Genomic DNA, 26,083 nt, shown 5'->3' with positions numbered 1-26,083 from the left:
CGCCGCTGCAACACGTTCCCTTTGCAAGGATTTCCGGATGTATCGTCCTATCGGCGCGCTCGCGTTGCTCGCGCTTTCTACCTCTGCCCTTGCTCAGATTGCGCCCCAAGTTGCCCCCGCGCCGGCTCCGGTGACCGCTCCGAGTACGGCCGAGCTGAACGCCAAGCTCGCTGCGCCGCTGCCGGCGGATCAGGCGGCGATGAAGGCGCATGTGCTGTTTCTCGCGTCGGATGCGATGAAGGGTCGCGAGGCCGGCAGCCCCGAGTTCGACATCGCCGCGCAATATGTCGCCGCGCAGTTCTATGCCGCGGGGCTTCGTCCGGGTGGCGATGCGGGGGGATATCTTCAGGCGGTGCCGCTGGTCAGCTACAAGGCCGCGAGCAAGGGCGATTTCGTCTGGACGGGTCGCGGGCCTGCGCAGCCGCTCGTGTTCGGTGAGGATTACGTGCCCGCCGCGAACGGCGCGAAGGCGGAGACCAGCGTTTCGGCGCCCGTCGTGTTCGTCGGCTACGGCATCGACGCGCCGCAATATGGTCAGGACGACTACAAGGGCGTCGACGTGCGCGGCAAGATCGTCGCGTATTTCGGCGGCTCGCCCGCGCGGTTCGGTGGCGAGGAGCGTGCGTTCTTCGGCTCGGGCGGCACCAAGGCGGCGATCGCGCAGGCCAAGGGCGCGGTCGGCGTGATTACGCTGGAAAGCCCGCGCTCGGCCAAGGTGCGGACGTTCGGCAAGATGGCTGAGTTCTACGCGACGCCGCGGATGACGTGGGCGAATCCCGACGGCACCGGCAAGGTCGATGCGCCCGGCGCGCCCTCGCTCGGCACGGTCAGCATGGTCGGCGCGGCCAAGCTGTTCGCCGGTGCGAAGACGCCTTGGGCCAGAATCGTGAAGCAGGCAGACAGCGACAATGCGAAGTTCAAGGCAGTGCCCTTGGTCGGCACGCTGACCGTTGCGACCAAGACGAGCTTCGTGCCCGGCGCGAGCAGCAACGTGGTCGGCGTGATCCCGGGCAGCGATCCGGTGGTCGGCAAGGAGGTCGTCGTGCTCTCCGCCCATCTCGATCACATCGGCATCACGAAGCCCGTGAAGGGCGACTCGCTCAACAACGGCGCGCTCGACAATGCGATCGGCATCGCCAGCCTGATCGAGGAGGCCAAGCGCTTCACGGCCAGCGGGCAGGCGCCCAAGCGGACCATCATGTTCCTGGCCGTCACCGGCGAGGAGAAGGGGTTGGTCGGCAGCGATTACTTCACCAATCACCCGACCGTGCCGCTGAGCTCGATCGTCGCGGACGTGAACCTCGACATGCCGATCCTGACCTACAAGTTCGAGGACATGGTCGTGTTCGGTGCCGAGCGTTCGACGATCGGCCCGATCGTGCAGAAGGCGGTGGCGGCGATCGGCGTCGGCCTGTCGCCCGACCCGATGCCGGAGGAGGGCATCTTCGTCCGCTCGGATCATTTCCGCTTCGTCCAGAAGGGTATTCCGTCGGTGTTCCTGTGGCCGGGTCAGAAAGGGCCGGGCAAGGCTGCGGTCGCGTATTTCATGGCGAACAATTATCACAAGCCGTCGGACGACCTGACGCAGCCGATCCTGTGGGATCAGGGCGTGCGGTTCGTCGATGCGAACTACCGGATCGCGCGCGAGATCGCCGATGGCGCGCAGCGGCCGGTGTGGAACGCGGGCGATTACTTTGGGACGCTCTACAAGGGGCCGATGGCTGGCGCGGCGGTGGGCAAATGAGCCGGCTGCTGGTCTTCGGTCTCGGCTACACCGCGTCGCGGCTTACCGAGCGGCTCGCGGCGGATGGCTGGCATGTCGTCGGCACGACGCGGGATGGGCGGGGTGATACGCTCCGGTTCGACGATGTGGACGCGGTGACGGCGGAGATCGCGGCGGCGACGCACATCCTGTCGTCGGTGCCGCCCGAGCATGAGGCGGACCCCGTGCTCGGTCGCTACGGTTCGCTGTTGCTGCGGACGCGGGCGTCGCTCGGGTATCTGTCGTCGACCGGGGTGTACGGTGACGCTCAAGGCGCGTGGGTGGACGAGACGGCACCCATCGGTGGCGGTCGTCGGAGCGCGCGGGCGGCGGCGGATGCGGACTGGCTCGCCATTGGTGCGCGGACGTTTCGGTTGCCGGGGATCTATGGTCCTGGCCGCTCGCCGCTCGACCGGGTGCGACAGGGCAAGGCGCACCGGATCGAGCAACCCGGACAGGTATTTAGTCGCGCGCATGTCGACGATATCGTCTCGGGTGTGATCGCCGGGTTCGATGCGCCGGCAGGGGCGTATAATCTTGCGGACGACGTGCCTGCGTCGCAGAACGACGTGGTGGCGTTCGCGGCGATGTTGCTTGGGATGCCCGCGCCGCCGTTCGTGACGCTCGAGGAACTCTCGGCGATGGGGCGCGGATTTTATAACGAGAACCGGCGGGTGGCGAACGGCAAGGCCAAGCGGGTGCTCGGCTGGACGCCCGCCTGGCCCGACTACCGCGCGGGTCTGCGTGCGCTGAGTGCGATGACTAGTCCGATGCCCGACAGGATCGCGCCGGCGACGGCCAGCGTCGACCAATGATAGCGCTCGAAGATCGTCGATAGCAGCATCGCGATCACCGGCACGATGACACCCGAATAGGCCGCCTTGGCCGGGCCGATCGCGCGGATGACGTTGAAATACAGCGGGAAGGCGAGCGCCGACGCGAACACGCCGAGATAGAGGATGCCCGCGACATAGCCGAAGCGCGGCTCGAACACCGGCGGGCCGGTGGTGATCCAGGCGAACGCCGCGTCGAGGGTCGCGCCGATCAGCATCGCCATCGCGAGCGTCGGTGCCATCGGATAGCGCTTGGCGAAAGCGCTGCCCTGGATGACGTTGGCGACCGACGCCGCCATCACGCCGCACAAGGTCAGGACGATGCCGATCGTCGCCGAGCGCGGCCCGTGCGGATCGACCCGCGCCTCGTTGACGAACAGCAACGCGACCCCCGCCATCGCTACCGCGCAGCCGACCATGAGCTGTCGTCCAAGGCGCTGCTTGAGGAAGATGCGGCCGAAGATCGCGTTGGGGACGAGCAGCAGCGCAAACACGACCGCGACGAGCCCGGAGGTGACGTAATGCTCTGCGCGGTAGACGAAGTTGAAGTTGAACGTGAACAGCGCGATGCCGATCACGGCCGCGAACGCGTAGCCGCGCGCGTCGAACTTGAAGCTCTCGCGCTTGATGCCTGCGTAGATCGCCATCGCGATGCCGGCGACGAGGAAGCGGTAGCTGATCGACCAGCTCGGCGGCACCACCGCGATTTGGTCGCGGATGACGAGCCAGGTCGAGCCCCAGATCAGCGTCACGATGCCGAACGGGATCAGTACGGCCGCACGGGTCGACTGTGGTGGATCGGTGGGGCCGGTCACAGCTCGCGGAGGGCGTCGGCGAGGAGGCCGACTGCGTCCGCGGGGCTGTCCCATGCGGTGACGAGGCGAATCTCGCCCGCCGCCCAGTCGTAGAAGTCGAAGCCCTTCGCGCGGAGGGCGGCGGCTTCTTCGGGGGTGGCGCGGAGGAAGACTTCGTTGGCTTCGACCGGGTGGACGAGGCGGTCGCTGGCCGCGGTGGCGAGCTTGGCGGCGGCGTCGTTCGCAGCCTTGGCGTTGGCGAGCCAGAGGTCGTCTTCGAGCATCGCGAGGATCTGTGCGGCGAGATACCGCCCCTTCGATAGGAGGAGCCCGGCGCGTTTGCGGCGGTATTGCGTGACGGCGGCGAGGTCGGGCTTGAAGAAGACCAGCGCCTCCGCGCTCATCGCGCCGTTTTTGACGAAGCCGAAGCTCAGCGCGTCGACACCGGCGCGCCACGTCATCTCGGCGGGCGAGCAGCCGACGCGTGCCATCGCGTTGGCGAAGCGCGCGCCGTCCATGTGAAACCCGAGCCCGCGCTCCTTCGCCAGCGCGCCGATCTCCGCGACTTCGTGCGGCTGGTAGACGCGGCCATATTCGGTGGCGTTGGTGATCGAGATCGCGTGCGGCTGGACGCGGTGGACGTCGTCGGGGATCGCGTCGATGACGGTGCGGATCGTGTCGGGGGTCAGCTTGGCGCCGTCGCCGTCGGCTAGGAACAGCTTGGCGCCGTGGGTGTAGAATTCGGGGGCGCCGCCCTCGTCGTTCTGGATGTGCGCGTCGCGGTGACAGACTATGCCGCCGTGCGGGGGGCAGAGGGCGGCCAGCGCGAGGCAGTTGGCGGCGGTGCCGGTGGGGACCCAGAGGACGGCGACGTCGGTCTCGAACAGCGCGGACAGGCGGCCGTCGAGCTGCTGGCTCCACGCGTCGCCAGCATAGGCGGTGTCGAGCGTGTCGGCGGCGGCGATCGCGGCCATGACCTGCGGGTGGATCGTGGCGGCGTTGTCGGAGAAGAAGCGCATGCGTGAGACATGCTGCGATGCGGTGGTGGCGTCAACGGGGGTGAGGCCGCTCAGACGCACATCAAAGCTGCTCTTCCACCCCGGCGAAGGCCGGGGCCCAATTGGGGGCGGCAGGTGGCGAAGGCTGCGCGTCGTTACCGCGACCTTTCCAATTGGGCCCCGGCCTCCGCCGGGGTGGTGCCTAATAGCTGGGGGTGGTGCCTAATCTCTGAAGTGGTGCTGAGTGACGGATGGTGCCGATCAGGGTTCTACTGCCCATCGTCGGGCCCTTGTTCTTCCTCCGGCGGTCGGCGATCGTCGCGGGGGGGCGGGCCTTCCTGGCGGTCGCGGCGGGAGGGGCCGACGGAGATGGTGCCGTCCTCGCCCATCTTCAGGTTGAAGCCCATTCCTTCGATCTCCCCGCCCAACGGCAGAATGGAATTCTCCTGGTCTTCCGCCGGCAGTGCGTCAGGATCGACTTCCTCGACAGCGGGCGCCGGCGCAGCGATCGGTGCGATGCCCAGCGCGCTTTGCATGAAGTCGCGCCAGATCCGTGCGGGGATACCGCCGCCCGACAGGCCGGGGTTCGACGAATTGTCATCGTTGCCGACCCATACGCCGACCACCAGATCGCGCGCGAAGCCGACGAACAGCGCGTCCTTGTTGTCCGAGGTCGTGCCGGTCTTGCCGAACGCGTCGACCGTCAGGTTCGCGCCGCGCCCGGTGCCGGTGCGGATCGAAGCCGCCAGCAGGTCGAGCATCTCGTCGTGGATCTTGCTCGGCATCTCGGTCGCGCCACCCGTCAGCGACTGGTACCAGCCCTTCTCGCGGACGTCGGCGAGACCGCGCGGCTGGACCGGATATTGCTCGCGCGCGATCGCGGCATAGGCGGCGGTCAGTTCGAGCAGCGACACCGTCGAGGTGCCGAGGCCGATCGTCGCCTCACTCGGGATTGGCGTCGAGATGCCGAGATCGCGCGCCGCCTTGATCACCGCCTTGACGCCGACCTGTTGCGTGAGACGTGCTGCGGCGACGTTGGAGGAGCGCGCGAACGCCTGGCGGAGCGTGATCGTCCCCTGATAGCGGCCGTCGCTGTTCTTCGGCGTCCAGTCGCCGATCGTGACCGGGCGGTCCTCGATCGTCGAATCGGGCGTCAGCCCCTGCCGCATCGCGGCGAGGTAGACGAACAGCTTGAAGGTCGAGCCGGGCTGGCGCCGGGCCTGCGTCGCGCGGTTGAACGGGCTTTTCGCGTAGTTCTTGCCGCCGATCATCGCGACGACGCGGCCATCGGGACGCATCGCCACCAGTGCGACCTGTGCCTGACGCAGACCCGCGCGCGCTATGGTGCGTTCTGCTGCGCGCTGTAACCGCGGGTCGAGTGTCGTCTGGACGGTCGCCTCGGTCTTGATCTCGCCGGCTTGGTCGCGCGCTTCGGGGAGGATCCAGTCGGCGAAATAGGTGCCGTTGGGGAGCTGCGACGGACGGCTGCCGAGCACGCGCTGCGGCTGGACCGCGTCGCCCTCCGCCTTGGTGAGGAAGCCCGCGTCGACCATCGCGCTGACCACCACGGCCTCCCGCTTGCGCGCGCCTTCGAGGTTCGACGTGGGGGCGAGGCGCGATGGCGCCTTGACCAGACCGGCGAGCATCGCCGCCTGGCCGACGTTGAGCTTGTCGGGGGTGCGGCCGAAATAATGCTTGGCGGCGGCGCTGATCCCGTAGGTGTTGTCCCCGAAATAGACGTTCGAGAGATAGCGCGAGAGGATCTCGTTCTTCGACAGCCACGCCTCGAGCCAGAACGCGATCATCGCCTCGCGGATTTTCCGCGTCGCGGTGCGGTCCGAATCGAGGAACGCGTTCTTCGCGAGCTGTTGCGTGATCGTCGAGCCGCCCTGGCGGACGCCGCCCGAGCCCATGTTCGCCCATGCCGCGCGCGCGATGCCGCGCGGATCGACGCCCCAGTGCGAATAGAAGCGCCGGTCCTCGATCGCGAGGAACGCCTGCGTGACGTGGGGCGGGAGCTTCGAGGCATCGACCGACTTGCCGATGATCGCGCCGCGTCGCGCGATCGGCGTGCCGTCGTCCGCGGTGAGCGTTATCGAGGGCGGGGTCGGCGGCTGGAGCGACTTTGACAGCGGCGCGGTGATCGCCAGCCAGATGATTGCGATCACCAGCAGGACGATGCCGATCCCCGCTCCGCGCAGGATCCAGCGACCGATCGGGCGCTTGCGTCGTGGCGCGCTGGGGGTGGCGTAGGCCGCGCCGAAGTCGCGATCATACGGGGCGGGATCTTCGCCGTCCCGCTCGGCTTCGTATTTCTGACGCAGGCGCTCGCGTTCGGTGATCAGCCGCTCGCGCTCATAGGCGTAGGGCTCGCGATCGCCGCTGGAGCCGGAACGGTTGGTGTCGAAGGGATCGGGGCGCATCGGTCGTTCCAGCGGGTCGGCCAAGCGGCGGACTTCAGGTGTATTATCGTTCTATGACAGCTCGGGCAAGTCTGTGCTTACGCCGTTCGTTCCTGCGCATGCTTAACGTGTACAGGGGCTTAGCGACAGCGGCACGACGTTCGCGGGACGAGAACCGACCGAAGCTGTTGTCATCGCGCGACGAAACGGGAAAGAGCATCCCATGACGTTCGAACAGGATAAAACCGTGGCCGCTTCCGGCACTCTTCCCGCCGTTCTGCCGCTGGTCGTCGGCATAGGCGGCACGATCGGCGGCGTCTCGTCGACCGAGCGCGCGTTGCGGATCGCGCTCGATGCGGTCGAGAAGCAGGGCTATCGCACGCAGATGTTCGGCGGTGCCGACATGGCGCGGCTGCCGCTGTACGATCCGAAGGCGACCACGCGGACAGCGGACGAGCAGGCGTTCGTGGAAGCCGTACGTGGTGCATCGGCGGTGATCATCGCAAGCCCGGGCTATCACGGCAGCATCTCGGGCGTGGTCAAGAACGCGCTCGACCTGCTGGAGGAGACGTCGCGCGACGAACGCCCGTATCTGGCGGACATGCCGGTCGGACTGATCGCCACGGCGTACGGCTGGCAGGCGACGGGGAGCACGATCGCGGCGTTGCGCTCGATCGTCCATGCGTTGCGCGGGTGGCCGACGCCGTTTGCCGCCGCGATCAATACGCAGGTGACGAAGTTCGACGACGAGGGCGGGGCGAGCGATCCTGCGGTGCTCGAGCAGTTGCGGCTGGTCGGGCGGCAGGTTGCGCGGTTCGCGCCGTTGTCCGAGCCGGCGAACTAGGACCTTCTCGCCCCTCCCTGAAAGGGAGGGGTTCGGGGTGGGTCGGTTTCGATCTGTCCAGACGTCGCGACACTAGCAGGCCTACCCACCCCCAGCCCCTCCCTTCCAGGGAGGGGGGCAGGTCATGCCGTTGGAAGCGGGCCTTACTTCAGGCCACCGCCGAGCGAGCGGTAGAGTTCGACCGCGTTGCTGTCGCGGACCAGGCGTGTCGCGAGCAGGCTCTGTTGCGCGGTGTAGAGTGCGCGCTGCGAATCGAGCGTGTTCAGGAACGGGTCGATCCCGGCGCGGAAGCGGAGCTGCGACAGATTGTACGCACCCGCCGCATTATCACGCAGCGACGTCTGCGCCTCGAGCTGGCTGTTGATCGTGCCACGGCGCGCCAGCGCGTCGGCGACCTCGCGGAAGCCGGTCTGGATACTCTTCTCGTACGTGGCCAGCATCGCGTCGCGCGTCGCCTTGGCGTATTGCAGGTTACCCTTGTTGCGGCCGAAATCGAAGATCGGCTGCGTGATCGACGGCGCGACCGACCATTGCTGGCTGCCGCTGCCGAACAGGTTCGACAGGCCGAGGCTGAGCGTGCCGAACGCTGCGGTCAGCGAGATGTTCGGGAAGAATGCCGCGCGCGCCGCGCCGATGTTCGCGTTGGCGGCGATCAGATTATGCTCGGCCGCGGCGACGTCCGGACGGCGCAACAGCACCTCCGACGACAGGTTGGCTGGCAGATTCTCCAGCGTCGGCGTCTTGTCCGGCATCCGCGCGGGGAGCAGCTCCGGCGTCACGGTCGTCCCGGCGAGCAGGTTGAGCGCGTTCTGGTCCTGCGCGATCAGCGTGGTCGCGTCGGCAATGTCCGAGCGCGCCTGATCATAGGTGGTGCGCGCCTGACGCACTTCGAGTTCGGAGGCGATGCCGATGCGGAAACGATCCTGCGTGAGCTTCAGCGTCTGGCCGAACGCGCGCTCGGTATCCTGCGCGATCTTGAGACGGTCCTGGTCCGCGGCCATCGTCAGCCACGCGGTCGCTGTTTCCGAGATCAGCGAGACCTGGGCTGCGTTGCGGTTTTCCTCCGCCGCGAAATACGCTTCCTGCTGTGCCTGCGTCAGGTTGCGGATGCGGCCGAAGAGATCGATCTCCCAAGCCGAAACGCCGACATTGGCCGAGTAGATGTCGATACGACCGCTGCCGGCCACCGCGCCTGCGCCGGTTCCTCCGCCAACGCCACCCGTGCCACCGCCACCCGTGCCGCCGCCGACGCCACCGCCGCCGACCGCGTTGAACGGCGACTTCTGGTAGGTCGCGCTGCCGGTCGCGCCAAGCGTAGGGAACAGATCCGCGCGCTGGACGCGGTATTGCGCGCGCGCCTGCGCGACATTGGCGACCGCGATGCGGACGTCGCGGTTATTGTCGAGCGCGAGGCGGATCACGCCGCGCAGACGGTCGTCCGTGAAGAACGCCTCCCACGCGGTGTCCGCCGGTACGATCGCGTTCGCGGCGTTGCCGGCCGAATAGGCTGGCCCGATCGGTCCGCTCGGCGCCACGGGAAGCTCCGGGCGGACGTATTTGGGGGCGAGATTGCACCCGGCGAGCGTGAGCCCGGCAGCGAACGTGAGCGCGGTGCGGCTGGAGATCTTGGTCGAGAACATCTGGATCAGGCCTCCTGCGGCCGCTGGTCGTGGGGCGGATGGCCGCCGTCACGGTTGTCGTCACGGGTGTCGTCGTGGTCGGGCACCTGGTCGCGGTCTTGCCCCGAGCCGGCCTTGTCCTGCTTGAAGACGCGCTTCACGAGCAGGAAGAACAGCGGCACGAAGAAGATCGCGAGGACGGTCGCGGACAGCATGCCGCCGACCACCGCCCAGCCGATCGCGTTCTGGCCACCGGCACCGGCACCGCTCGACAGTGCGAGCGGCAACACGCCGAAGATGAACGCGAACGACGTCATCAGGATCGGGCGAAGGCGAAGCTTGGCCGCCTCGACCGCGGCATCGGCCGCGTTCATCCCGTCGCCCATCTTCTCCTCGGCGAACTCGACGATCAGGATCGCGTTCTTCGCCGCCACACCGATCGTCGTGATCAGCCCGACCTGGAGGTAGATGTCGTTGTTCAGCCCGAAGATCATCGCCGCGCCGACCGCGCCGAGAACGCCGAGCGGCACCACCAGCAGGACGGCGATCGGGATCGACCAGCTCTCGTACAGTGCGGCCAGGCAGAGGAACACGATCAGCAGCGACAGCGCATAGACCGTGGTCGACTGGCCGCCAGACAGGTTTTCCTCGTAGCTGAGCCCGGTCCACTCATAGCCGATGCCGGGGGGCAGCTTGGCCGCCATCTCCTCCATCGCCTTGATCGCGGTACCGCTGCTGACGCCGGGCGCCGGCGAGCCCATGATCTCGAACGAGGCTACGCCGTTGTACCGTTCGAGGCGTGAGGGACCGTAGTTCCAGCTCGTTGTCGAGAAGGACGAGAACGGCGCCATCGCGTTGCTGGTCGTGCCGCGGACGTAGAAGTTGCCGAGATCGGCGGGCGTCGTGCGGAACGGTGCGTCGGCCTGCACGAACACCTTCTTCACGCGACCGCGGTCGATGAAGTCGTTGATGTAGGCGCCACCGAACGCGGTGCTGACGGTGGTGTTGATGTCCTGCTGGCTGAGGCCGAGAGCGCCCGCCTGCGCCTGGTCGACGTTCAGTTTCAGCTGTGGCGCATCCTCCAGGCCGTTCGGACGGACCTGCATCAGGCGCTTGTCCTGGCTGGCCATGCCGAGCAGCATGTTGCGCGCTTCGAGCAGTTTCTCGTGACCGACGCCGGCATTGTCCTTCAGCATGAAGTCGAAGCCGTTGGCGTTGCCCAGTTCCTGCACGGCGGGCGGCACGAAGCCGATCACCATGCCGGCCCGGATCCCGGCGAGCGCCTGGTTGGCGCGTGCCGCGACCGCCGCGACGCCGTTCTCCTTGCCGCTACGATCTTCCCAGGGCTTCAGCTGGATGAAGGCGATGCCGACATTCTGGCCCTGGCCGACGAAGCCGAAGCCGCTGATCGTGAAGATGCCCGCGGTGTTGGCCTTCTCGTCGATCATGAAGTGATCGCGGACCTTGTCCATCGTCCGGGCGGTCTCCTCCATCGGCGTACCCGACGGCATCGAGACCTGTGCGAACATCACGCCCTGATCTTCCTCGGGGAGGAAGCCCGACGGCAGGCGGACGAAGATGAAGGCCATCGCGACGACGATTACGGCATAGACCAGCATCGTGCGGACCCAGCCCTTCTCGACGCGGCGCAGGCCGTTACCATACTTGCCGACGCCCTTGTCGAAGGTGCGGTTGAACCAGCCGAAGAAGCCCTTCTTTTCGCTATGGCCTTCCTTGGCAGGCTTCAGGATCGTCGCGCAGAGCGCGGGCGTCAGGATCAACGCGACCAGCACCGAAAGCGCCATCGACGACACGATGGTGATCGAGAACTGCCGGAAGATCACGCCGGTCGAGCCGCTGAAGAACGCCATCGGCAGGAACACCGCCGACAGAACGAGGCCGATGCCGACCAGCGCGCCGCTGATCTCGTCCATCGACTTTTTGGCGGCTTCCTTGGGGGAGAGCCCTTCCTCCTGGATCAGGCGCTCGACGTTCTCGACGACGACGATCGCGTCATCGACGAGCAGGCCGATCGCCAGCACCATGCCGAACAAGGTCAGCGTGTTGATCGTGAACCCCGCGACCTGGAGCACGGCGAGCGAGCCGAGCAGCACGACCGGGACCGCGATCGTCGGGATCAAGGTGGCACGGAAATTCTGGAGGAACAGGAACATCACGAGGAAGACGAGGACGATCGCCTCGATCAGCGTGTGGATGACCTGCTCGACCGAAAGCCGCACGAACGTCGAGTTGTCGATCGGGAACGCAACCTTCACGTCGGGCGGGAACTGCTTGGCGATCCGGTTGACCTCGGCCTTCACCAGCTTGACGGTATCGAGCGCGTTGGCACCCGGTGCCAGCTTCACGCCGAAACCTGCCGCCTGCTTGCCGTTATAGCGTGCCTGGAAGCTGTAGTTCTCCGAACCCATCTCGACGCGGGCGACGTCCGACAGGCGCACGGTCGCGCCGCTGGTCGCCGAGCGGACGATGATCGCGCGGAACTGCTCCGGCGTCTGGAGGCGCGACTGCGCGGTCACGGTGGCGTTGAGCGACTGACCCTTCACCGCGGGCAGACTGCCGACTTGCCCCGCCGAGACCTGTGCGTTCTGCGCGGTCAGGGCGGAGGTGATGTCGGTGACCGTAACGCCGAGGTTCGACATCTTGAAGGGGTCGACCCAGATCCGCATCGAATATTGCGCACCGAACACCTGCGTGTCGCCGACGCCCTTGATGCGGCTGAGCGGATCCTGGAGCTTCGACGCGATCATGTCGCCGAGATCGACCTGGTCGTGGTCGCCGTTTTCCGAATAGGCGGCGATGATGAGCAGGAAGTTGGCGGTCGCCTTGGTAACGCGGAGACCGGCCTGCTGCACTTCCTGCGGCAGGAGCGGCGTCGCCTGTTGCAGCTTGTTCTGCACCTGGACCTGCGCGATGTCCGGGTCGGTGCCCTGCTCGAAGGTGAGCGTGATCGCGAGGTTGCCCGAGCCGTCCGACGTCGAGGCGAAGTAGCGAAGGTTGTCGATGCCCTTCATCTGCTGCTCGATGATCTGCGTCGTCGTGTTCTCGAGCGTCTGCGCGTCGGCGCCCGGATAGGACGTCGCGACCGTCACCTTGGGGGCGGCGATCTCAGGGAACTGCGCGATCGGCAGCGACCGGATCGCGAGGATGCCGGCCAGCATCAGGATGATGGCGATGACCCATGCGAAGATGGGTCGATCGATGAAATAGCGTGACATGGGCGGTTACTTCCCGGCCTGCGCGGAACTGTTGCTGGTCGCACCGGACGCGTCGCCGCCTCCGGGTGCAGCGCCAGGCGCGCCAGCGGGCTTGGCGACCTGCTGCGGGGCGGCAGGCTTGACGGTCGCGCCGGGACGCAGGTTGAGCAGGCCCTCGACGATCAGCTTGTCGCCGGGCTTCAGGCCGCTGGTGACGATCCACTTGTCGCCGATCACGCGATCGGTGGTGACATTACGCTGCTCGACCTTGTTCTGCGCGTTGACGACCAGAGCGGTCGCGCCGCCGCGCGGATCGCGCGTGATGCCCGCAGTCGGCGCCATGATCGCCTGGCGACGCGTGCCCTCGACCAGCTTGGCGCGGACGTACATGCCCGGCAGCAACAGGCCGTTGGGGTTCGGGAAGCTCGCGCGCAGCGTCACCGCGCCGGTGGTCTGGTCGACCGTGACTTCGGCGAACTGGAGGCGCCCCTCGATCGGATAGGTCGTGCCGTTAGGAAGGATCAGCTGGACGCGCGCACTGCCGTCGCCGCGGGTCACGCCGCCGGTCGCCATCGCCTGCTTGAGATCGAGCAGCTGCGCCGCCGACTGGACGACGTCGACATACACGGTGTTGGTGCGCTGGATCGTCGCGAGCGGATCGGTCTGGCCCATCTGGACCAGCGCACCGACGGTCACCAACGACCGGCCGATGCGGCCCGAGATCGGCGCCTTGATCCGCGTGAAACCAAGGTTGACGCGGGCCGACTGGACCGCTGCCTGCTGCGCTGCAACATTGGCACGAGCCTGTTGTGCGGAGGCGTTTGCGTTGTCTGCTTCCTGCTTGCTGACTGCGTTCAGCTGTACGAGCTGGCCGTAGCGCTGCGCCTGAAGACGGGTCGCATTGATCTGCGACTGGGCCGCGCCGAGCTGGCCCTGCGCGCTGGCGAGCGCCGCGCGGTAGGGGGCGTCCTCGATCGCGTAGAGCACCTGGCCCTTGCTGACCATCGCACCCTCGGTGAAGAGGCGATCGCGGACTACGCCGCTGACCTGCGGACGGACCTCCGAGGTCTCTACCGCGGCGATACGGCCGGGAAGCTCGGAGGTGAGGACGACCGCTTCCTCGCCGACCGTGACGACGCCGACGGTCGGTGTGGGCGGAGGCGGCGGAGCCTGCTCCTTGCCGCAAGCCGACAGCAGGGCGAGCGCGAAGAGCGCCACCGATCCCTTGAGGTTCAATTGCTGCATGTTAAGCATCCCGACGTCCGTGCAGATTAGGTTCACCGGAATGAACGTTCATTCCGCTTGCTTGCCCGCTAGGATTGTGCGAGCGGCCGGTCAACCTAAAAACGCGTCGGGAACATGGTTTTGAGTGCAGTGCAGCATGAAATGGGAAGTCGGGAGCGTATCGTCTCGTCGGCCCGTCATCTGTTTGCGACACAAGGGTTTCATCAAACCCCGATGTCCGAACTGGCCGTGGCGGCGGGTGTGTCCGTCGGCCAGATCTATCGCCTGTTCACCGGCAAGAACGCGGTGATCCAGGCGATCGTGATGGAGGATGCGGCAGCCAAGATGGGCGAGCTGCAGACGATGAACGACTCGGTCAAATCGGAGCGGTTCTCGATCGAGGAAGGGTTCGTCGAACTGGCGCGGCGTGCCTTGTCCAAGGGTGACGAGGCGCTGTCGTTCGAGATCATGGCGGAGGCGCACCGCAACGCCGACGTCGCCGACACGATCGCCGACCTGTGCCGCGATTTCCGCCGGATGATCCGCGAGCTCGCCTGCGTTGCCAATCCGGACTTGCAGGAGAACGAACTGGAGGGCGCGGAGGAGCTGATCCTCGCCTTCATGTTCGGGCTCGGCCACCGTACGCTGTCGCGGCCGCGGCTGTCGGAGGACGAGACGGCGCGGTTGACGGGACGGATGATCCTGGCCGCGGTCCGCGCGCTCTAAAATCCTGCAGAAAACCCCGTTCGTGCTGAGTAGCGACCGAGTAGCTTCGTAGAAGCGTATCGAGGACGCGTATCGAAGCATCGGTTCCGCACGCCAACCTGTCCTTCGATACGCCCTCTCGATACGCGGCTATGCCGCTACTCGATGGCTACTCAGGACGAACGGTAGAGGGCACGACGGGCGAATGATTCCGTCGTTGTAACTTGCGTGCCCTATCGTACCGCCGCGCGGAGGGTGGCGCGGACGCCGGTGTGGGTGGGGTCGTACTCGACGATCGACTGCAGGCTCTGCGCCATCGCGCGGATCAGCTTCGTGCCGAGGCCGGTGCCGCGCGGGACGGCGTCTTCGGGAATGCCGCAGCCATCGTCCTCAACCGCGAGCAGGAAGACGTCATCGTCGATCCGGCGCAGCGCCACGCGAACTTCGCCGCCGCCGGTGGGATAGGCGTATTTGCACGCGTTGGTGACGAGTTCGGTGACGATCACGCCGAGCGACACCGCGCGGTCGGTGGGTAGGCGTATCGGCTCGGCGGCGAGGCTCAAGGCGCGGGGGAGCGCTTCGGTCGACCAGGTCTCGGCGAGTTCGTCGACCAGCGCGCCGAGATATTCCTGCATGTCGACGCTCTCGACGTCGTTGCTGGTGTAGAGCCGGCGGTGGACCTGCGCGATCGCCTGGATGCGGCGCTGCGTGTCCTCCAGCGCCTCGCGTGCGGAAGGATCGGTCAGCGCGGTCGCCTGGAGGCGGACCATCGCCGAGACGAGTTGCAGCGAGTTGGCGACGCGGTGGTTGACCTCGCCGAGCAGCGCCTCGAGCCGCGCGTTGCTGGCGCGGAGATCGGCCTCGGCGGACGCCTTTTCGTGCTCCAGCAGGGCGCGGGCGCGGACCTGTTCGAAGGAAGCGGCGAGCAGGTCGAAGAAGTCCTCGCCGATCGTCTTCACGACGTAATCGGCAGCGCCGGCCTTCAGCGCGGCGACCGCGATGCGGCCTTCCTCTGAGCCGGTGACGTACACGACTGGGGGCGGATCGGGCAGGCGGCGGAGTGCTTCCAGGGTTTCGAGGCCGTCCATGCCGGGCATGTAATGGTCGACCGCGATCAGGTCGAAGCGTTCGGCGGCGGCTTTCACGACACCCTCGGCCCCCGTCTCGGCAACGGTCATCCGGTAGCCGCGGCGTTCGAGCGCACGCGCCGCCAGCCGCCGGATGCCGGCGTCGTCGTCGATGTAGAGGACGCGCGTTTCGCTCACTCGGCTTCGGGAACCTGGATCACCGACAGGAACAGCCCGAGCTGGCGGATCGCCTGCGCGAAACTCTCATAGTTCACCGGCTTGGTGATGTAGACGTTGCAGCCGAGATCGTAGCAGCGCTCGATCTCGACCTTGTCGTCGGTGGTGGTGAGCACGACGACTGGCGTGCGCTTGAGCGGGCTGCCCTCCGCCTTGATCCGGGCCAGGATGTCGGTGCCGCTCATGTCGGGGAGGTTCAAGTCGAGCAGGATCATCGCCGGGCCGCTCTTCGCGGGGCCATCGGCGGCGTTGAACAGGAAATCGAGCGCAGTGGTGCCGTCGGTGAAGTGACGGATATCGTTCAGGATTCCGGCGCGGCGGATGTTCTTCTCGATGAGGCGGGCATGGCCCTCGTCATCCTCGATCATCACGATACCGACGGTCTTGTGATCGTTCATGCTGCGTCCTGGATGGTCATGTGGGTCGGCAGGTTGAGCCGGAAGGTCGCGCCGTCGCCGAGCGTCGACTGTACGTCGATCGTGCCGCCCAGACGATAGGCGAGCGCGCGGACATGCGCGAGTCCGATGCCTTCGCCCGGCTGGTCCTGCGCGCCCGAGCGGCGAAACAGGTCGAACACGCGCTGGTGATCGCGCGGATCGATGCCGCGGCCATTGTCGACCACCGAAAGGATGACGCGGCCGCGTTCGGTATGGCCCTTGACCGTGATTTCGCCGGGGCGGCCGGGCTTCAGATATTTGGTGGCGTTCTCGATCAGGTTCGACAGGATCTGTTCGAGCGCGAGACGATCGGTGACGATGGCCGGCATCGGCCGCTCGACGCGCACCACCGCCCCGCGATCGTCGACGATGTGCTGCATCGCGCCGACGATCGTATCGACCAGCTGCGCGGGGTCGATATGCTCGGGCGCGATCGTCCGGCGACCTTCGCGCGCGAGCTTGAGGATGGCGTTGATCAGCCGGTCCATCTTCTGCGTCGAGGTGCGGATGAAGCCGATCGCCTCGGGCAGGTCTTCGCGCGCCGCAAGACGCGCGTCTTCGGTGAGGATGTGCGGTGCCTCGGCTTCGGCACGGTCGACCAACTCGGCAAGCGGCACCGCGGCGGCGGCGAGTTCGGCGGTGAAGCCCATCACGTTGACGAGCGGCGAGCGCAGATCGTGGCTGACGATATAGGCGAAGCGCTGGATTTCCTCGTTCGCGCGGCTGAGGTCTGCGGTGCGTTCGGCGACCTGTTCCTCGAGCGTCTCGTTGAGGGTGCGCAGGCTGTCGCGCGACGCGGCGAGGTCGGCGGTATAGCGGCGGATCAGCAGGACCGCGAGGATCGCGACGATCAGCAGCAGCGCCGCGGCGAGCCCGGCGACCGAGAGGAACAGCGCGCTGGTGCGTTCCTGCCGCTCGGTGCGGATCGCGAGCAGGCGAACCTCGTCGGCGGCCATCGCCTGGAGGCGGTAGCGGATGCCGCGCATCAACGGCACGCTGGCATCGACCGCGAACCGGCGCTGCGCCTCGGCGATCCGACCCGCGGCGACCAGGGTCATCGATTGCGTCCGGAGCGCGCGCAACTGGACGAAGCGCGGCTCGATCAGGTCGAGGCGGGCACCCTGCCGCGGATTGTCGCGGGTCAGATGGCGCAGCTTGCGGATCGACGGCACGAGGTTGCCCGCAGTCCGCGCATAGGCGGTGGCGAATAGCGGTTTGCCGGCGAGGATGTAGCCGCGCCGCGCCGTCTCGGATTGCTCCATCTGGATCTGGAGCGTGGCGATCGCCTGGCGGACGTCCTGCGTATGGAGGATTTCGGCGGTGTAGGTGCGGTTGCGGACGGTGATCCAGCCGATCGCGATCGCGGCGGCGGCCAGCGCGATGAAGCCGAGCGTCATGAACGCGACCAGCCAGCGTGCGACTCGCCCTTCCGAAGAGGGCAGTTTCAAGCGTACGCGAACCATAGGACGGGCGGTGTAGGCTGGCGGATGTCGTTACGCCAGCGATACTGCCGGGTCCGCCAGCGCAACGATATTGATTTAGAGCAGCAGGTCCTGTGCGCTCGCCTTGCCGACGCGGCCGCCACCGCTGCGCCGGTCCATCTCGTGGTTGGCGGTGAAGCGGATGTCGGGATCGCGATCGGTCATGAACGCCATCAGCGTCTCGTGATCGAGCTCGGACCATTCCTTGCCGCGATCGGGGCCATAGCGGACACGGGGGATGAGCCCCGGATCACGCGACCATTCGAGCAGCTGCGCAAGGCTCGCTTCGTTCAGCATGTCGCGGAGGTGGAACGCGGTGACGTAGGCGTCGGGGAACGCGCGGTGCGCAGGCAGGCCGCGCTCGTGCTCCATGCCGTGCGGTTTGCGCCAATAGCGCAGCACCTGGTTCGAGAAGCTCGGCGAGTCGGGCCAGAGCCGCAGCGCGCATTTCCACGTGCAGATCCACTCCGCGTCGCGGGTGAGCGCGGGGGTGCTGAACTTCTGCTCAAAATCAGCGCGGTGCGCGGCGAGTGCGAGCCGGCGCGGCCACGGGTCGAGCACTTGGCGGGCACAGTCATGCCAATACGGCGCGTCGGCGACATGCTCGTCGAGGATGTGGTGGATCGCCTGAGTCACCGGCGGGATCAGTCGGCCGGGATTGACGAGCAGGCTGCCGCCTTCGCCGTAGATTTCCCAGCGGCCGTCCTCGCCGAGCGCGACGTCCTGCCAGCCGATCTCGCAGACGCCGTGCGCGGGCGGGGCCGAGCCGGTGGTCTCGAGGTCGACGACCCGGATCATCTGGGGTTGCTGTTTGAGCTTGGGATAGGGGGGCGCCATGCCCGCCATGTGGGGACAAAAGCGCGCTTAATCCAGCGCGTATGAGTCGTCCACGTCGAGTTCGCGAACGCCGCGGCGCTGGCGGGCGCGGTCGACCAGTTTCCGCAGGCCTTCGCGGCGGTCGCGCGCCATCGGGATGTCGCGGAGGGTGAACTCGCCGCCGCTGGTGGTGCGATCGCTCGAAGTGAGGATGATCGTGCCAATGTCGGTCATCTGGTTGAGGAGGGAGTAGCCGAGGCGGACGTCCTTGATCCGGTAGAGCTCGATCTCGTCGATCGTCTTGAACAGGATGCCGCGCTTGATGATGAGGCGCTGGTCGGTGATCTCGTAGCTGGCGCTGCGGTTCTTGAGCCAGCGGACGCCGATGATGACGAAGCCGACGCCGGCGAAACAGGTGAGCAGGGTGCCCCAACCGGCAAAGCTGCCGAGCAGCCAGCGGCGCGTGCTGGAGCGGAATTCGTCGACTGGGCGCTCCACTTGGGGACTCCTTGGGGTGGTGGGACGGTAGGCTGGGGCGTTACGGTGTCAGTCGGCTCGGCAGCGGATGCAAGTGTGCGATCTCCTTTTCATCAGCACCTCCCCGGCGGAGGCCGGGGCCCAATTGGGGGAGGTTGCTAACGGAAGACAGCGCGCCGTTACTTCCACCTTTCCACTTGGGCCCCGGCCTTCGCCGGGGTGGTGCAATTCTCGCGGTTAGCGTCGTGTTACACCGCTTGCCGACAGGTGTGCATCTACCTCGGCCAGCAGCGCATCGAGCGCTGCCTGATCCTTTGCCTCCGCGCGGACGGTCAGCATCGCCTGCGTGTTCGAGGCGCGGAGGAGCCACCAGCCTCCCGCGGTCGTGACCCGTGCACCATCGGTAAGGTCCATCTCCGCGCCATCCGACTTCAACCGTGCGATCACCTCGTCCACCACCGCAAACTTCCGCACATCCTCGACCGGGAAGCGCAGGTCGGGCGTCGCCACCAGCGCCGGCATCGCGTCGCGCAACTCGGTCAGCGAACGCGCTGACAGATGCACCGCGCGGATCAGCCGCACCGCCGCGTAGTGCGCATCGTCGAACCCGTAATATTCGCCCGCGAAGAACAGGTGTCCGCTCAACTCGCCGCCGATCGGTGCGCCGGTGCGGGTCATCGCGGTCTTCATCAGGCTGTGGCCTGTGGCGGCCATCACCGGCTTGCCGCCCAGTTCGGCGATTCGGTCGAACAACGCCTGCGACGACTTCACGTCGGCGACGATCGGCGCGCCGGGATGTTCGCGCAGCGCAGGTTCGACCAGAATGGAGAGGATCTGATCGCCCCAGATCATGCGGCCCAGCCCGTCGACCGCGCCGATCCGGTCGCCGTCGCCGTCGAAGGCCAGTCCGAAATCGAGGTTTTTCTCCGCGACCAGGCGTTTCAGATCCGCAAGGTTCGCCTCTTCGGTAGGATCGGGATGATGGTTGGGAAAATTGCCGTCGACTTCGGCGAAGATCACATGATGCTCACCCGGCAGGAGCTGGACGAGTTTCTCGATTACCGGACCGGCGGCGCCGTTGCCGGTGTCCCAGCCGATCCGGTACGCGCCGCCCGCATAGCCTGCCATCAGCCGGTCGACATAGGCGTCGAGCACGTCCGCGGTCGTGACTTCGCCCTCGCCTTCGCTCCAGGCGCCGGACGCCGCGAGCGCCGCCAAGTCCTGGATGTCGTCGCCGAAAAATGGCGCGTGGGCGTGCACCATCTTGAAGCCGTTATACTCGGGGGGATTGTGGCTGCCGGTTACCTGGATGCCGCCATCCACCTCTAGCGTCGCTTCGGCGTAATAGAGCATCGGCGAGGTGCTGAGGCCGATCCTGACGACGTCGACGCCGCCTGCGGTCAGGCCGGACACGAGTGCGGCTTCGAGTTCGGGGGAGGAGTTGCGGCCGTCATAGCCGACCGCGACGCGGTGGCCGCCGGCGGTGCGGATGCGGGTGGCGAAGCCTCGGCCGATCGCCACGGCGTCGGAGGGGCCTAGCGCTTTGCCGACGATCCCGCGGATGTCGTATTCGCGGAGCGAGGTCGGGTCGAACTGGTGGGTCATGGGCCTCTCGACGATTATATCTCACTGCGGTTCCCCCGCGAAGGCGGGGGCCCAGGAGCCAAGAGCAATAGCGTTTGTAACCCTGGACTCCTGCGTTCGCAGGAGAACGGTTTAGCGCGTGCGCTTCAGCAGCAGGTCGCGCGCCGCGTTCACTCGCCGGGTCAGGTCGGTCGAGCCGCCCCGGTCGGGGTGGACCGAGGCGATCAGGCGGCGGTGCGCGCTGCGGATCGCATCGGCGTCCGCGCTGCGATCGATGCCGAGGATCGAGCGGGCCTCGGCTTCATCCGTGACCACGCGCTGTTTTGGCTTGGGGCGGAGGTAATGCCATGCCAGCCAGATGAAGACTGCGGCGACGATCCACTTCACGCAGCGACGCCCGGAACCTGCTCAACCACGTCGGGCAGCTGCAACGCGGCCATCATCTCGCGCAGTTCCTGGCGCGCGGCGACATGCGCGAGGCCCATGCTGCCGAACGCCTTCGAATCAATCATTGTCAGGCCGGCGGGGAACATCTCGCGGTAGATCACGCGCTCGCCGAGCCCCGGGATGATCCGGAAGCCGACGCGCTTGGCCAGTTGCGCGAGCGCATCCGACACGCGGCGCATGTTGCGCGCCTCGATATGCTGGAGGCGGTTGCGCAGCACGACCCAGTCGATCGTCGTGCCGTCGGCGCGCGCACGCTGTTTCCGCGCATCCCAGATCAGCTCGGAATAGAAGCTCGGGCGGGTCACCTGATAGGTCTCGGGATCGACCTGGCCGATCAGGTCGAAGTCGACGAAGCTGTCGTTCATGGGCGTGACCAGCGTGTTCGCGAGCGCCGCTGCGGTGCGCGCGAACGGATCGTCGCGGCCCGGCGTGTCGACCACGAGGAAGTCCGACCCCTCGCATAGCGAATGCCACAAATCCTCGAACTGGTCCTCGCTCTGCTCCGACAGCGTGGCGTGGCGCGGCATCGGCAGTATCGAGCCGTTGCGCCTCATCGTCTCGGCGCGGTTGTCGAGATAGCGGCCGACGGTGCGCTGGCGGTGATCCAGATCGAGACACGCGACGCGCGCACCCTTGGCGGCGAGCGCGATCGCGACGTGCACCGCGGTCGTCGACTTGCCGGTGCCGCCCTTCTCGTTGGCGAACACGATGACGTGCGTCGAAGCTTGGGGTGAGTCGGGGCCCGTGGCCAACGCGCGTTTCCTTATTGATCGTAACAGTCACCCTTCATAGAAGCCGCGACCGCACTTATCGAGTAGGAGTTTCACGTGGACACCGTCCGGGACCTTAATGCGTTGCGCGAAAGCGTCGCCGCCTTCCGTGCGGCGGGGCAGCGCGTCGCGCTCGTCCCGACGATGGGCGCGCTCCACGCCGGCCATGTCGCGCTGATCGAGGCGGCGAAGCGGCCGGGGACCAAGGTCGTCGCGTCGATCTTCGTCAACCCGACGCAGTTCGGGCCGAACGAGGATCTGTCGCGCTATCCGCGGCGCGAGATGGCCGACATTCGGATGCTGACCGAAGCCGGGTGCGACCTGCTCTGGCTGCCGTCGGTCGAGACGATGTATCCCGATGGGTTCGCGACGTCGGTGCGCGTCTCGGGTGTCAGCGATGGGTTCGATGGCGCCTCGCGGCCCAGCCATTTCGACGGCGTCGCGACGGTCGTGTCGAAGCTGTTCAACCAGGTCGGGCCTGATGCGGCGTATTTCGGCGAGAAGGATTACCAGCAGCTCGCCGTTGTTCGGCGGTTCGTCGCGGATCTCGATTTTGCGATCGATATCGTCGGGGTGCCGACGCAGCGCGACGACGACGGCCTGGCGATGTCGTCGCGCAACATCTATCTTGACGACGAGCAGCGCAAGCAGGCGGTCGCCTTGCCGCGAGCCTTGGGTGTCGCCGCGCGGGCGATCGCGAAGGGCGAGGGCGTCGACTCGGTGCTGGACGATGCGCGTACGGCGTTGGTCGGGGCGGGGTTCACGATCGATTACGTCGCGCTGGCGGACGCCGAGACGCTCGCGGAAAACCCTGCGGCGGACCGTCCGCGGCGGTTGCTGGCGGCGGCGCGGATGGGTGCGACGCGATTGATCGATAACATCGCCATCGATGCGCCAGACGCGTTGTAAAAATCGAGCGTTAACCCATTAACCATTTCGTAGCCCGAATCACCGCAGGATGCCTTTAAGAACATTGGGGGCAAGACCATGGGCAGCAGTCTCAAGAATGCGAATATCGGAATCGAACGCCGTCTGGCGGATGCCGCGCGCGGCGACGACCGGGCGTGTTACGAACTCGGGATGGTGTATTCGACGGGGACGTCGGGTGTCGTCCTCGACCTGATCGAGGCGCACAAGTGGTTCAACTTGGCGGCGGTGTCGGGGAACATCGCCGCGCAGGAATGCCGGGCTGAGATCGCCGAGGACATGACTGCGCGGGAGATTTCGGTGGCGCAGCGTGCTGCCCGGGATTGGATGCAGTTGACGCAACGCCGGGCTGCTTGAGCTGAAGGCTCCCCTTCCGCCTGCGGGAGGGGTTGGGGGAGGGGATCACCGCGAACGTCGCGTTCGTAGGGTATTTCGGTCCCTCCCGTAGCCCCTCCCGCGAGCGGGAGGGGAATTAGGCTTCGGCTTTCTTCTTTGGCGCGGCTTTCTTGGCGGGGGCCTTTTTAGCCGGCGCCTTCTTTGCCGGAGCCTTCGCTTCAGCCTCGTCCTTGGCCACTGCTGTCTTGGCCGGAGCCTTTTTCGCCGCCGGCTTCTTGGCGGGCGCTTTCTTCTTCTTCGTTGCCGGCGCCGCGGCGGCGCGTGCGTCGATCAAGGACGCGGCTTCCTCAAGCGTCAGCTGATCCTTTTCGATCGACTTGGGCAACGTCGCGTTGGTCGTGCCGTCGGTGACGTAGGCGCCGTAGCGGCCCTCCATCAGCTTGATCTCGGCCTCGGTGCGCGGGTGGTTGCCGAGCACCTTGAGCGGCGCCTGCGCCCCGCGTGCGGTGCGTCCGCCGCCGGCTGCGGCTTCGGCGAGCTTCACGACTGCCGCGTTCATCCCCGTCTCGAACACGTCCGCGGTCGTCTGGAGCCGCGCATACTTGCCCGCATGCTTCAGATACGGGCCGAACTTGCCGATCGTCGAGATGATCGGTTCGCCGGTCTCGGGGTGATTGCCGACCGTTCGCGGGAGCGACAGCAGCTTGACCGCCCATTCCAGGTTCAGCTCGCCGATGTCCTTCGGGATCGACGCCATCTTGCGGTCTTCGCCTTCGCCGATCTGTAGATACGGGCCGAACCGACCCGACTTGCGCTCGATCGGCTGCCCCGTGTCGGGGTGCGTGCCAAGCGTCGACGGGCCGGCATCCGCTTCGGCGTCGCCGCCGGGTTGCGCGAAACGACGTGTGTACTTGCACTCGGGATAGTTCGAGCACGCGATGAACGCGCCGAACTTGCCACCGCGGAGCGCGAGCTGTCCCTCGCCGCAGTTCGGGCAGAGACGCGGATCGCCGCCGTCCGCCTTGGCCGGGAACAGATACGGCGCGAGGAAGGTGTCGAGCTCGGCGGTGATTGCGGAGGGCTGCTGCTCCATCACCTCGTTGGTGCGCGGCTTGAAATCGCGCCAGAACGCGTCGAGCACCGACTGCCACTGCGCGCGGCCGCCGGAGACGTCGTCGAGTTCTTCCTCTAACTCGGCGGTGTAGTCGTAGCCGACGTATTTCTCGAAGAAGCGCTCGAGGAACGCCGTCACCAGGCGCCCGGATTCCTCGGCGAAGAAGCGGTTCTTCTCGATCCGGACGTAGGCGCGGTCCTTCAGCGTCTTGATGATCGACGCGTAGGTGGACGGGCGGCCGATGCCGAGTTCCTCCATCCGCTTGACCAGCGAGGCTTCGGAGAAGCGCGGCGGCGGCTGGGTGAAATGCTGCTCGGCGTCGACCTTCTTCTTGGCAGGCGCATCGCCTTCGCGCATCCGCGGCAGGCGGCGGGCGTCCTCATCGGCCGAGTCATCCGACCCTTCCTCGTAGAGCGCGAGATAGCCGGGAAAGAGCACGACCTGGCCGGTCGCGCGCAGGATGTTGCGGCCGGTGCCGTCGGCCATCTCGACCGTCGTGCGCTCCATGCGGGCGGACGCCATCTGGCTCGCCAGCGCGCGCTTGAAGATCAGGTCGTAGAGGCGTGCGTGATCGCCGCCGCCGGCCTTGTCCTTGCCGAAATCGGTCGGGCGGATCGCTTCGTGCGCTTCCTGTGCGTTCTTCGCCTTCGACTGATATTGCCGCGGCTTGTCGGGGACATAGCTCGCGTCGAAGCGGTTCGCGACGGCGAGGCGCGCGGCGCTGATCGCGCTCGAATCCATCTGCACGCCGTCGGTACGCATGTAGGTGATCGTGCCGTCCTCGTAGAGGCCCTGCGCGATCCGCATCGTGTGATCCGCCGAGAAACCGAGTTTGCGCGAGGCTTCCTGCTGCAAGGTCGAGGTGGTGAACGGCGGCGGCGGGTTGCGACCGGCGGGCTTCGTCTCGACCGACTGGACCGAGAAATTGCCGTCGAGCACGGCCTGCTTGGCGCGCAGGGCGTCACCCTCGTTGCCGATCGAGAGGCGGTCGAGCTTGTTGCCCTCGAACTGCGTCAGGCGCGAGGTGAAGGCGGTGCCATCATGCTCCATCTCGGCGGTGACGGACCAATATTCCTGCGGCTTGAAGACGTCGATCTCGCGCTCGCGCTGGACGATCAGGCGGAGCGATACCGACTGGACGCGACCGGCCGACTTGGCGCCTGGCAGCTTGCGCCACAGCACCGGAGAGAGCGTGAAGCCGACCAGGTAATCGAGCGCACGACGAGCGCGGTAGGCGTCGATCAGATCGTCGTCGAGCTCGCGCGGGTTCTTCATGGCCTCGGTGACGGTGGCCTTGGTGATCGCGTTGAAGGTGACGCGCTCGACCTCCTTGGGGAGCGCCTTCCTTGCCCGCAGCACTTCGCGGACGTGCCACGAGATCGCCTCGCCCTCGCGATCCGGATCGGTCGCGAGGATCAGGCGGTCGGCGACCTTGGCGAGATCGGTGATCGCCTTCAGCTGCTTCGACTTGTCCGCGTAATTCTCCCACGTCATCGCGAAGGCGTCGTCGGGATCGACCGAGCCGTCCTTGGGCGGCAGATCGCGGACATGGCCGTAGCTGGCCAGGACGCGGTAATCGCTGCCCAGATACTTCTCGATGGTTTTGGCCTTGGCAGGCGATTCGACGATGACAAGCTGCATGGGGAAACCGGGGTCCTTACGTGTACGCGTACGAGGGTGGGGACGAAGGGGCGGTGCCGTCAACCCGGGGTGGGTATGAGCGAAGTACGCAGATGAGGACGCAGGCGCTGCTTTTCGAGAGGGGTCCTGGGGGCGGGGTATTTCCCGGATTATGCCGGCGCTGCTGGCACAATATCCGTGTCGGTATGATGACAGTAGACCAGTCCCTTTCGTTGCGTCCGATCAGATCAGGCGCAGAGATCGTTACAATTGACGGTCCTCAGCCATCCCTTTCACCGGCCGCTATATCTGGCCGCGCGCACGATTTTCGTCCAGCTTCCTGGCTACCGCAACCAGATACCTCTTTTCGCCAA

General features: G+C 66.7%; 21 protein-coding genes. 6 read left to right on the top strand and 15 right to left on the bottom strand.

Annotated elements, in window-relative coordinates; genetic code table 11:
• Positions 1-37 precede the first annotated feature (37 nt).
• Both C8J25_RS08745 and C8J25_RS08740 read left to right on the top strand, forming a co-directional pair.
• On the top strand, positions 38-1,744 hold the full coding sequence (locus tag C8J25_RS08745; RefSeq protein WP_107954095.1) for a M28 family metallopeptidase: 1,707 nt from the start codon (positions 38-40) through the stop codon (positions 1,742-1,744).
• Entirely contained in the window at positions 1,741-2,577 is an 837-nt protein-coding gene (locus C8J25_RS08740) for a Rossmann-fold NAD(P)-binding domain-containing protein (protein ID WP_107954094.1), read from the top strand. The genes C8J25_RS08745 and C8J25_RS08740 overlap by 4 nt, the downstream gene beginning before the upstream one ends.
• Here the strand turns inward: C8J25_RS08740 and C8J25_RS08735 are convergent.
• From C8J25_RS08735 to C8J25_RS08725, 3 genes are all read right to left on the bottom strand, one after another.
• Complete coding sequence (locus C8J25_RS08735; protein ID WP_244186915.1) at positions 2,490-3,410, bottom strand: DMT family transporter; 921 nt, start codon at positions 3,408-3,410, stop codon at positions 2,490-2,492. The two genes, C8J25_RS08740 and C8J25_RS08735, sit on opposite strands and share 88 nt — an antisense overlap.
• Positions 3,407-4,408, bottom strand: a complete 1,002-nt coding sequence (locus tag C8J25_RS08730) for a threonine aldolase family protein (protein ID WP_107954092.1) — start codon at positions 4,406-4,408, stop codon at positions 3,407-3,409. The genes C8J25_RS08735 and C8J25_RS08730 overlap by 4 nt, the downstream gene beginning before the upstream one ends.
• 248 nt (positions 4,409-4,656) lie before the next feature.
• On the bottom strand, positions 4,657-6,810 hold the full coding sequence (locus tag C8J25_RS08725; protein WP_107954297.1) for a transglycosylase domain-containing protein: 2,154 nt from the start codon (positions 6,808-6,810) through the stop codon (positions 4,657-4,659).
• A 226-nt stretch (positions 6,811-7,036) separates the two neighbouring features.
• On the opposite strand from C8J25_RS08725, the gene C8J25_RS08720 reads away from it, so the two are divergent.
• On the top strand, positions 7,037-7,633 hold the full coding sequence (locus tag C8J25_RS08720; RefSeq protein WP_244186914.1) for an NADPH-dependent FMN reductase: 597 nt from the start codon (positions 7,037-7,039) through the stop codon (positions 7,631-7,633).
• Between the two features lie 143 nt (positions 7,634-7,776).
• Here the strand turns inward: C8J25_RS08720 and C8J25_RS08715 are convergent, their stop codons facing one another.
• From C8J25_RS08715 to C8J25_RS08705, 3 genes are read right to left on the bottom strand one after another with little or no spacing between them, the layout of a single operon-like run.
• Positions 7,777-9,273: an efflux transporter outer membrane subunit gene (locus tag C8J25_RS08715; RefSeq protein ID WP_107954090.1), complete on the bottom strand. Its 1,497-nt coding sequence runs from the start codon at positions 9,271-9,273 to the stop codon at positions 7,777-7,779.
• 5 nt (positions 9,274-9,278) lie between these two features.
• Positions 9,279-12,488, bottom strand: a complete 3,210-nt coding sequence (locus tag C8J25_RS08710; RefSeq protein WP_107954089.1) for an efflux RND transporter permease subunit — start codon at positions 12,486-12,488, stop codon at positions 9,279-9,281.
• Positions 12,489-12,494: 6 nt separating this feature from the next.
• A complete protein-coding gene (locus tag C8J25_RS08705; protein ID WP_107954296.1) occupies positions 12,495-13,712 on the bottom strand; it encodes an efflux RND transporter periplasmic adaptor subunit in 1,218 nt (405 codons plus the stop codon).
• 213 nt (positions 13,713-13,925) lie between these two features.
• Here C8J25_RS08705 and C8J25_RS08700 point away from each other — a divergent pair, with 213 nt between their 5' ends.
• Complete coding sequence (locus tag C8J25_RS08700) at positions 13,926-14,417, top strand: TetR family transcriptional regulator (protein ID WP_243650215.1); 492 nt, start codon at positions 13,926-13,928, stop codon at positions 14,415-14,417.
• A gap of 212 nt (positions 14,418-14,629) precedes the next feature.
• Here C8J25_RS08700 and C8J25_RS08695 read toward each other — a convergent pair whose 3' ends face one another.
• The 8 genes from C8J25_RS08695 to C8J25_RS08660 form a co-directional block, all read right to left on the bottom strand.
• On the bottom strand, positions 14,630-15,661 hold the full coding sequence (locus C8J25_RS08695) for a sensor histidine kinase (protein ID WP_107954088.1): 1,032 nt from the start codon (positions 15,659-15,661) through the stop codon (positions 14,630-14,632).
• Positions 15,658-16,098, bottom strand: coding sequence for a response regulator (locus C8J25_RS08690; protein WP_056053360.1), 441 nt, complete (start codon positions 16,096-16,098; stop codon positions 15,658-15,660). Before C8J25_RS08690 ends, C8J25_RS08695 begins: the two co-directional genes overlap by 4 nt.
• The gene (locus C8J25_RS08685) at positions 16,095-17,585 is read right to left on the bottom strand and encodes a sensor histidine kinase (RefSeq protein WP_341871531.1); all 1,491 of its coding nucleotides are present in this window, start codon (positions 17,583-17,585) and stop codon (positions 16,095-16,097) included. The genes C8J25_RS08690 and C8J25_RS08685 overlap by 4 nt, the downstream gene beginning before the upstream one ends.
• A 90-nt stretch (positions 17,586-17,675) precedes the next feature.
• Positions 17,676-18,455 carry an exonuclease domain-containing protein gene (locus tag C8J25_RS08680; RefSeq protein ID WP_107954294.1) on the bottom strand — a complete coding sequence of 260 codons (780 nt, stop codon included), beginning with the start codon at positions 18,453-18,455 and terminating at the stop codon, positions 17,676-17,678.
• Between the two features lie 27 nt (positions 18,456-18,482).
• Positions 18,483-18,932 (bottom strand): PH domain-containing protein, encoded by a 450-nt coding sequence (locus C8J25_RS08675; protein WP_107954086.1) that lies wholly within the window; start codon positions 18,930-18,932, stop codon positions 18,483-18,485.
• Positions 18,933-19,148: 216 nt separating this feature from the next.
• Entirely contained in the window at positions 19,149-20,516 is a 1,368-nt protein-coding gene (pgmG, locus tag C8J25_RS08670) for a phosphoglucomutase/phosphomannomutase PgmG (protein WP_107954085.1), read from the bottom strand.
• 111 nt (positions 20,517-20,627) lie between these two features.
• On the bottom strand, positions 20,628-20,882 hold the full coding sequence (locus C8J25_RS08665; RefSeq protein ID WP_107954084.1) for a DnaJ domain-containing protein: 255 nt from the start codon (positions 20,880-20,882) through the stop codon (positions 20,628-20,630).
• Complete coding sequence (locus C8J25_RS08660; RefSeq protein ID WP_107954083.1) at positions 20,879-21,694, bottom strand: division plane positioning ATPase MipZ; 816 nt, start codon at positions 21,692-21,694, stop codon at positions 20,879-20,881. The genes C8J25_RS08665 and C8J25_RS08660 overlap by 4 nt, the downstream gene beginning before the upstream one ends.
• Positions 21,695-21,769: 75 nt before the next feature.
• Between C8J25_RS08660 and panC the strand changes: the two genes are divergently transcribed.
• Entirely contained in the window at positions 21,770-22,621 is an 852-nt protein-coding gene (gene panC / locus C8J25_RS08655) for a pantoate--beta-alanine ligase (RefSeq protein ID WP_107954082.1), read from the top strand.
• Positions 22,622-22,699: 78 nt separating this feature from the next.
• Positions 22,700-22,996 (top strand): SEL1-like repeat protein, encoded by a 297-nt coding sequence (locus C8J25_RS08650; RefSeq protein WP_056487338.1) that lies wholly within the window; start codon positions 22,700-22,702, stop codon positions 22,994-22,996.
• A gap of 115 nt (positions 22,997-23,111) precedes the next feature.
• On the opposite strand, the gene topA is transcribed toward C8J25_RS08650, so the two are convergent.
• Positions 23,112-25,730: a type I DNA topoisomerase gene (topA, locus tag C8J25_RS08645; protein WP_107954081.1), complete on the bottom strand. Its 2,619-nt coding sequence runs from the start codon at positions 25,728-25,730 to the stop codon at positions 23,112-23,114.
• Positions 25,731-26,083: the final 353 nt, after the last annotated feature.

Source organism: Sphingomonas faeni (assembly GCF_003053745.1).
Classification (GTDB): domain Bacteria; phylum Pseudomonadota; class Alphaproteobacteria; order Sphingomonadales; family Sphingomonadaceae; genus Sphingomonas; species Sphingomonas faeni.
Note: the sequence above shows the minus strand (reverse complement) of the source record. Positions and strands in the feature narration are given on the sequence as shown.

Bases quoted from the DNA above. Each gene is read 5' to 3' on its own strand.
- C8J25_RS08745 (WP_107954095.1), top strand. From the start codon at position 38: ATGTATCGTCCTATCGGCGCGCTCGCGTTGCTCGCGCTTTCTACCTCT.
- C8J25_RS08740 (WP_107954094.1), top strand. From the start codon at position 1,741: ATGAGCCGGCTGCTGGTCTTCGGTCTCGGCTACACCGCGTCGCGGCTT.
- C8J25_RS08730 (WP_107954092.1), bottom strand. From the start codon at position 4,408: ATGCGCTTCTTCTCCGACAACGCCGCCACGATCCACCCGCAGGTCATG.
- C8J25_RS08725 (WP_107954297.1), bottom strand. From the start codon at position 6,810: ATGCGCCCCGATCCCTTCGACACCAACCGTTCCGGCTCCAGCGGCGAT.
- C8J25_RS08715 (WP_107954090.1), bottom strand. From the start codon at position 9,273: ATGTTCTCGACCAAGATCTCCAGCCGCACCGCGCTCACGTTCGCTGCC.
- C8J25_RS08710 (WP_107954089.1), bottom strand. From the start codon at position 12,488: ATGTCACGCTATTTCATCGATCGACCCATCTTCGCATGGGTCATCGCC.
- C8J25_RS08705 (WP_107954296.1), bottom strand. From the start codon at position 13,712: ATGCAGCAATTGAACCTCAAGGGATCGGTGGCGCTCTTCGCGCTCGCC.
- C8J25_RS08700 (WP_243650215.1), top strand. From the start codon at position 13,926: ATGTCCGAACTGGCCGTGGCGGCGGGTGTGTCCGTCGGCCAGATCTAT.
- C8J25_RS08690 (WP_056053360.1), bottom strand. From the start codon at position 16,098: ATGAACGATCACAAGACCGTCGGTATCGTGATGATCGAGGATGACGAG.
- C8J25_RS08680 (WP_107954294.1), bottom strand. From the start codon at position 18,455: ATGGCGCCCCCCTATCCCAAGCTCAAACAGCAACCCCAGATGATCCGG.
- pgmG (WP_107954085.1), bottom strand. From the start codon at position 20,516: ATGACCCACCAGTTCGACCCGACCTCGCTCCGCGAATACGACATCCGC.
- C8J25_RS08650 (WP_056487338.1), top strand. From the start codon at position 22,700: ATGGGCAGCAGTCTCAAGAATGCGAATATCGGAATCGAACGCCGTCTG.
- topA (WP_107954081.1), bottom strand. From the start codon at position 25,730: ATGCAGCTTGTCATCGTCGAATCGCCTGCCAAGGCCAAAACCATCGAG.